The organism is Streptomyces purpurogeneiscleroticus (assembly GCF_020024005.1).
Taxonomy (GTDB): domain Bacteria; phylum Actinomycetota; class Actinomycetes; order Streptomycetales; family Streptomycetaceae; genus Streptomyces; species Streptomyces purpurogeneiscleroticus.
This window is the reverse complement of record NZ_NHSG01000065.1, coordinates 1-7,308: the sequence shown is the minus strand read 5'-3', so window position 1 is coordinate 7,308 and position 7,308 is coordinate 1. Positions and strand designations below refer to the sequence as shown.

General features: G+C 72.9%; 5 protein-coding genes and 1 pseudogene. All 6 read right to left on the bottom strand.

Features of this window, described 5'->3' with window-relative positions; translation table 11 throughout:
* A partial coding sequence (locus CCS38_RS01980) for a trehalase-like domain-containing protein (RefSeq protein ID WP_223731438.1) occupies positions 1-499 on the bottom strand: 499 nt, incomplete at its 3' end.
* 47 nt (positions 500-546) lie between these two features.
* Positions 547-1,674: an enolase C-terminal domain-like protein gene (locus tag CCS38_RS01975; protein ID WP_223731437.1), complete on the bottom strand. Its 1,128-nt coding sequence runs from the start codon at positions 1,672-1,674 to the stop codon at positions 547-549.
* Positions 1,674-3,497, bottom strand: a complete 1,824-nt coding sequence (locus CCS38_RS01970) for a thiamine pyrophosphate-requiring protein (protein WP_223731439.1) — start codon at positions 3,495-3,497, stop codon at positions 1,674-1,676. The genes CCS38_RS01975 and CCS38_RS01970 overlap by 1 nt, the downstream gene beginning before the upstream one ends.
* 11 nt (positions 3,498-3,508) lie before the next feature.
* The gene (locus CCS38_RS01965) at positions 3,509-6,637 is read right to left on the bottom strand and encodes an FAD-binding and (Fe-S)-binding domain-containing protein (protein WP_223731436.1); all 3,129 of its coding nucleotides are present in this window, start codon (positions 6,635-6,637) and stop codon (positions 3,509-3,511) included.
* 129 nt (positions 6,638-6,766) lie between these two features.
* On the bottom strand, positions 6,767-7,183 hold the full coding sequence (locus tag CCS38_RS01960; RefSeq protein WP_223731435.1) for a CBS domain-containing protein: 417 nt from the start codon (positions 7,181-7,183) through the stop codon (positions 6,767-6,769).
* Between the two features lie 28 nt (positions 7,184-7,211).
* A pseudogene (locus tag CCS38_RS01955) lies at positions 7,212-7,308 on the bottom strand (hemerythrin domain-containing protein); the annotation flags it as partial.

The following is a 7,308-nucleotide window of genomic DNA, read 5'->3' as shown; positions in this document are numbered from 1 at the left end:
CCTGCGCGCCGCCCGTCCAGCGGAGGTGCAGGCCGCCGGCGCGGGCGGTCCACACGCCGTGCTCGTCGCGGTGCGGCGCGTGCAGCGGCTCGGCGCCGTAACCGGCCAGCGGGTGCAGCACGATCCGCAGCCGGGCCGGGCCCTCGCACGCCTCCACCCGGCGCAGCAGGACGACGCGGTCGGGGTCGCCCGGGAACGCCAGCGCCTCCCGGCACTCGACGATGCCGCTCTGGGTGATCCAGCGGCTGCGCCAGATCAGCGTGCCCTCTTCGTAGTGGCCGCCGGGGACGTAGCGTTCCCGCGGCGTCACCGCGTAGACCCCGCCGCCGCCGATGAGGGTGGCGAAGACCGCCTCGTCGTGCCAGCGCGGGGCGCACAGCCAGCAGATCTCGCCGCGCGGGCCGACCAGCGCCGCACGCTCGCCGTCGGCCAGTACGGCGTAGTCGCGCAGCACCTGTGGCGGATAGGTGCGGCTCTCGGGCAGTTCGATGGCGGTCATCGGTCTCCGTGGGGGGTGTCGCGAAGCGCTCCGTACCGGGTGTGCGGTCAGCCGGTGCGGTACTGCTCGGCCAGGTCGGCGCGGAGCGTCAGCCCGTGACCGGGCGCGCCGTCGGCGCCGGGCCGGATGCTGCCGCCGGCCGGGTCGAGGGCGCCGTCGAAGAGCAGGTTCTCGATGCGCACGTGGTCGTGGAACCACTCCAGGTGGCGCAGGTTGGGCACGGCGGCGGCCGCGTGGGCGTGCACGTGCGGGGCGCAGTGGCCGGACAGCTCCAGCCCGCCCGCCTCGGCGAGGGCCGCGGCGCGCAGCCAGACGGTGAGACCGCCGCAGCGGGTGGCGTCGGCCTGCAGGCAGTCCACCGCGTCGGCGCGCAGCATGTGCCCGAAGTACGGGAGGGTGTAGCCGTATTCGCCGGCGGCGACGTCGGGGGTGACGGCGGCGCGGAGGTGCGCGAGCCCGGTGAGGTCGTCGGAGGAGACCGGTTCCTCGAACCAGGTGACGCCCTGGCTCGCGAGGTGGGCGGCGACGCGGACGGCCTGCTTGCGGGAGTAGCCGCCGTTGGCGTCGACGTAGAGGTCGGTGGTGTCGCCGATGGCGCGGCGGGCCGCGGTGACGCGCTCGGCGTCCCGCCACGGGGCGCTGCCCCACGACTCACCGATCTTGATCTTGACGCGCGGGATGCCCTGCTCGTCGACCCAGTGCCGCAGCTGGCGCTCCTGCTGCCCCGCGTCGTACGTGGTGAACCCGCCGCTCCCGTACACGGGGACCGCCGCCCGGCACGCGCCGAGCAGGCGTACCAGCGGCAGGTCCAGCAGCCGCGCCTTGAGGTCCCACAGCGCGAGGTCGACGGCCGAGATGGCCCCGGCGACGAGGCCGGGCCGCCCGGCGTTGCGGACGGCCCGGTTCATCGCCTCGTTGGCGCCCGGCACGTCCAGGGCGCAGCGCCCGGTCACCACGTCCGCCAGCTGGCCGCTGACGACCTGTGCGGTGGCGGGCGCGCCATAGGTGTACCCGAAGCCGGTGGTGCCGCCGGACCGCACGGTGACCAGCACCATCGTCGTCGAATCCCAGGTGAGCGTGCCATCCCCCTCCGGGGCGTCGGTCGGGACGGTGTACACCGCCGTCCCGACCGACTCCACCGGGGGTCCGTCGTGCTCCTCGTGCTCGTCCGTCATCAGGCGTTCTTGCCGTCCTCGGTGCCGGGCCGGTCCTCGCGGTGGCGGTGGCCCGGCAGCATCTCCTGCACCTTGGCCTTGAAGCCCTGCTTGATGACGTCGGCGCGGTCGCTGTCGCCCTTGAGGATCGCGGTGGCCGCGGCCTCGATCTGGTCGAAGCTGGCGTGCGGCGGGATGGGCGGCACGGCCGGGTCGACGCGGAAGTCGATGACGAACGGGCGGTCGGCGGAGAGCGCCTGGCGCCACGCCGACTCCACGTCGCCGGGCTTCTCCACCCGGACGCCGCCGAGGCCGATGGAGCGCGCGAAGTCCGCGTACGGCACGTCCGGGATGTGCTGCGAGGGCTCGAACTGCGGCGCCCCGGACATCGCGCGCATCTCCCAGGTCACCTGGTTGAGGTCCTCGTTGTTCAGGACGGCGATGATCAGCCGCGGGTCGGACCACTGCTGCCAGTACTTGCGCGCGGTGATCAGCTCGGCCATGCCGTTCATCTGCATCGCACCGTCGCCGACGATGGCCAGCGCGGGCCGCTCGGGGTGCGCGAACTTGGCGCCGATGACGTAGGGGACGCCGGGGCCCATGGTGGCCAGGGTGCCGGACAGCGAGCCGCGCATGGCGCCGCGCATCCGCAGATGGCGCGCGTACCAGTTGGCGGCGGAGCCGGAGTCGGCGGCGAGGATCACGTCGTGGGGCAGCAGCGGGTCCAGCGCGTGCACGACGTACTCGGGGTTGATCGGGTCGGCGTCCACGGCGGCGCGCCGCTGCATGACCTCCCACCAGCGCTTGGTGTTCTTCTCGATCTTCTTGCGCCAGTCGCCGTGCTTCTTCCGCTTCAGCTGCGGCAGCAGCGCCCGCAGCGTCTCCTTGGCGTCGCCGACGAGGTTGACCTCGAAGGGGTAGCGCATCCCGACCATGTGCGGGTCGATGTCGATCTGGACGGCGCGCGCCTGGTCCAGCTCGGGCATGAACTGGGTGTACGGGAAGCTGGAGCCGATCACCACGAGGGTGTCGCAGTCCCTCATCAGCTCGTACGAGGGCCGGGTGCCGAGCAGCCCGATGGCGCCGGTGACGTACGGCAGGTCGTCCGGCAGCGCGTCCTTGCCGAGCAGCGCCTTGGCCACGCCGGCGCCGGTGACGTCGGCCAGCTCCTCGACCTCGGCGCGGGCGCCGCGGGCGCCCTGCCCGATCAGGACCGCGACCTTCTCGCCCTCGTTGATGACCTTCGCGGCCTCGGCGATCGCGGGCTTCGCGGGGAGCGGCGCGTAGTTGGCCATGCCCAGGCTGGAGGGGACCATCTTGAACGCGTGCTGGGGCGGGGAGTAGTCCAGCTCCTGCACGTCGGCGGGGATGATGATGGCGGTGACGGTGCGCCGGGCGATGGCGGTGCGCATGGCCCGGTCGATGACGTTGGGCAGCTGCTCGGGGACGGTCACCGTCTCGCAGAAGTCGGAGGCGACGTCCTTGTACAGGCTCGCCAGGTCGACCTCCTGCTGGTAGGAGCCGCCCATGGCGCTGCGGTTGGTCTGCCCGACGATGGCCACCATGGGGACGTGGTCGAGCTTGGCGTCGTAGAGGCCGTTGAGGAGGTGGATGGCGCCGGGCCCGGAGGTCGCGGCGCAGACGCCGACCCGGCCGGAGAACTTGGCGTAGCCGACCGCCTCGAACGCGGACATCTCCTCGTGCCGTGCCTGGATGAACTCCGGCTTGTTGTCGGCCCGCCCCCAGGCGGCCAGCAGGCCGTTGATGCCGTCACCCGCATAGCTGAACACGTGGTCGACGTCCCACTCGCGCAGCCGCTGGAGAACGTAGTCGGACACCTTGATCGACACTGGGATTACCTCTCTTTTCGCATGGGTGACGTGCGGTGCGGGCGACGGACCGCCGACCGGCCGACGACGGCGGCGGCGACGCCGAGCGCGGCCAGCGCGCCCGCGGTGAGCAGCCGGGCGTCCCGGCTGCGGGCGGCGGGCCGCTGGGCGAGGGCTTCGGGCCCGGTGGCCGGCAGCGGTCCGTCGAGGCCGAGCGCGAGGGCCTCGGCGAGGTGCAGCGCGCGCCGTCCCGTACCGCCCTGCTCGATCTGGGTACGGCAGCTGAACCCGTCGGCGAGGACCAGGGCGCTGGGCGCGGCGTCCCGTACGGCGGGCAGCACGCCCAGCTCGCCGACCTTCATCGACAGGTCGTGGTGGCCGCGTTCGAAGCCGAAGTTGCCGGCCAGCCCGCAGCACCCCTCGTCCAGCACCTCGGCATCGATGCCGGCCCGGCGCATCAGCTCCCGGTCGGCGTCGTCCTTGAGGACGGCGTGCTGGTGGCAGTGGGTCTGCACGGTGGCGGTACGGGCCAGCCGGGGCGGCCGCCAGTCGTCCGGCGCGTGGTTGAGCAGCTGCTCGGCGAAGGTACGGAACTGCCCGGCGAGCCGCTGGACGTCCTCGTTCCCCGGCATGAGTTCGGGCGCGTCGGCGCGGAAGACCGCCGCGCAGGACGGTTCCAGGCCGATGACCGGCGTACCGGCTTCCAGCCAGGGCCGCAGCGCGTCCAGGGTGCGCCCGAGGACGCGCTTGGCGGTGCGCAGCTGCCCGGTGGAGATCCAGGTCAGCCCGCAGCACACGGCCCGGGTGGGCACGGCGACGCGGAAGCCCGCGTCCTCCAGTACGCGCACCGCCGACTTGGCGATGGAGGGGTGGAAGTACGTACTGAAGGTGTCCGGCCACAGGACGACCGTGCGGGGGTCGGCGGGGTCGGGCTCCGGGGTGCCGCGCGCCCGCCACCACTGGACGAACGACTCCTCGGCGAAGACCGGCGCCGCGCGCTCCCCGGTCACCCCGGCCGCGAGCTTCCCGAGCCGTCCGATGCCGGGCGCGCTCAGCGCGGCGTTGACCAGTCGCGGCGCCGCCCGGGAGAGCCGGGCCCACAGCGGCAGCCAGCCCAGCGAGTAGTGCGCGGCGGGCCGCAGCCGGCCTTCGTAGTGGTGGGCGAGGAACTCGGCCTTGTAGGTGGCCATGTCGACGCCGACAGGGCAGTCGGACTTGCAGCCCTTGCAGGCCAGGCAGAGGTCCAGGGCGTCCTTGACCTCGGGGGAGCGCCAGCCGTCGGTGACGGGCGAGTCACCGTGCCCGCCGAGCATTTCGAAGAGCAGCCGGGCGCGCCCTCGGGTGGAGTGCTCCTCCTCGTTGGTCGCCCGGTACGAGGGGCACATCACGCCGCCGGTGTGCGTACGGCAGTTGCCGATGCCCACGCAGCGCATGACGGCCCGAGTGAAGGAGTGGTCGTCCTCCGGGTAGCCGAAGTGCGTGTCATGGCTCTCGGGGTGCCAGTCCGCGCCGAGCCGGAGGTTCTCGTCGACGCGGTAGGGCGCCACGACCTTGCCGGGGTTCATCCGGTCGTCCGGATCGAACAGCGCCTTGACCTCTCCGAACGCGGTGACCAGCCGCTCGCCGAACATCTTCGGCAGCAGCTCGCCGCGGGCCTGCCCGTCCCCGTGCTCGCCGGAGAGCGACCCGCCGTAGGCGGCGACGAGGTCGGCCGCGCGGTGCACGAACGCCCGGAAGGCGGCGACGCCCTCGGAGGTCCGGAGGTCGAAGGGGATGCGGGTGTGCACGCAGCCCTGCCCGAAGTGCCCGTAGAGGGACGGGTGGTCGTACTCGAACTCCTGGAAGAGCCGCTTCAGATCGCGCAGGTAGTCGCCGAGCCTGGCGGGCGGTACGGCGGAGTCCTCCCAGCCCTCCCAGGTCTCCCGGTCGTCCGGCGGGCGCGCGGTCACGCCGAGCCCGGCCTCGCGCGCCTTGAGCAGCTGCTGCTCGCGCCCGGGGTCGTCGGAGAACGTCACGTCCGGGTCGTTCTCGCCGCGCCCGATGGCCTGCAGCAGATCGTACCCCTGCCTGTCGACGTCCTCCCGGCTGTCGCCGCTGAACTGCAGCAGCAGCCAGCTCTCGCCTTCGGGGAAGCGTTCCAGGGAGTCCAGGAACGCGCCTTCCTCGCGCATGAGCTGGGCCATCCGCCCGTCGATCGCCTCCAGCTGGCTGGGCCGGCAGTGCTGGAGCAGCCGCGGCACGTCGTCGGCCGCGGCGCAGATGTCGTCGTACCCGAGGACGACCATGGCCTCGTAGGGCGGTACCGGTACCAGGTCCAGCTCCGCGTGCAACACGGTGACCAGGGTGCCTTCGCTGCCGATGAGGAGGCGGGCGAGGTGGAACTGGTTCTCCGGGAGCAGCGCGTCGAGGTTGTAGCCGGAGACGCGGCGCGGAATGCGCGGGTAGCCCCGCCGGATGTCGCCCATGTAGCGGTCGGCGATGCGGCGCAGGCCCTGGTACAGCTCGCCCTTGCGTCCGCCGCCGGACACGGCCTCCTCGTACTCGGTGTCCGAGGTGGCACCGACCCACATCCGGGTGCCGTCGTAGGTGAGCACCTCCATGCGGCGTACGTTGTCCGCGGTCTTGCCGTACGCCTGCGCGGAGGCGCCGCAGGAGTTGTTGCCGATCATGCCGCCGAGCGCGCAGTGGCTGTGCGTGGACGGCTTGGGCCCGAACTTCAGCTGGTACTGCGCCAGTTGGCGGTTGAGGTCGTCCAGCACGATGCCGGGCTCGACGACGCAGGTGCGGCGCTCCGGGTCGACCGAGAGGAGGCGGTGGCAGTACTTCGTCCAGTCGATGACGACCGCGGTGTTGGTGCACTGGCCGCCCAGGCTCGTGCCGCCGCCGCGGGAGAGCACCGGAGCGCCGAACTCCGCGCAGACGGTGACCGCGTCGGCGCCCGCCCGCACGTTCCGGGGCGCGACCACGCCGATGGGCACCTGCCGGTAGTTCGAGCCGTCCGTGGCGTACGCGCCGCGGCTGCCCGCGTCGAAGCGCACCTCCCCGTCGACCCGCTCGCGCAGCGCCCGTTCCAGGGCGGCCGTGTCCAGGTCCGCGCCGCCGTCCGCCGCCGCGCGCTTGCGATCGGTGAGCGCCGCTTGCTCGTTCGGTGCCATGGTCACCTTCCTCGTCCGTCCGCCGCCTCGGCTGCGGTGCGCCGGCGCCCGTACGCGCGTACGCCCACCGGTGACACCGGTACGCCCGGCCGTACAGGCGGGCGTACCGGGAACCGGCGGGTCGGCGCTTCAGTCCGTCGAGAGCGCTTCGAGAAGGTCCCCGGCCTGCGGGTCGGGCAGCGCGCGGGCGACGTCCGCCAGCGCGACCATGCCGACGAGGCTGTGGCCGTCGATGACGGGCAGCCTGCGGACCTTGTGATGCGCCATGGTCGCGAAGATCTCCTCGGCGCCGTCGTCCGCGCCGATGGTGACCGCTTCGCCCTGCGCGAGCTCGCCCGCCGTGGTCTTCTCCGGGGCCTTGCCGGTCCCGAGCACCTTCACGACGATGTCGCGGTCGGTCAGCATGCCCTTGAGCTTGTTGTCCGTGCCGCAGATCGGCAGTGCCCCGACTCCGAGCGAGGTGATCCGCCGAGCCGCCTCGATGACGTTGTCCTCGGCGCCGATGCACTCCGTGCCGGGGGACATGATGTCGCGTGCGGTAGGCATGTCTGCTGGTCTCTCCTCTGGGGCGTGGTTACTTCTTGCCGCGTCCGGTGACGAAGTCGCGGGCCCGGTCGACCAGTCCAGCGCCGGGCGCCAGCAGCTTGTTCGCGGGCGGCGTGGTCGGGGAC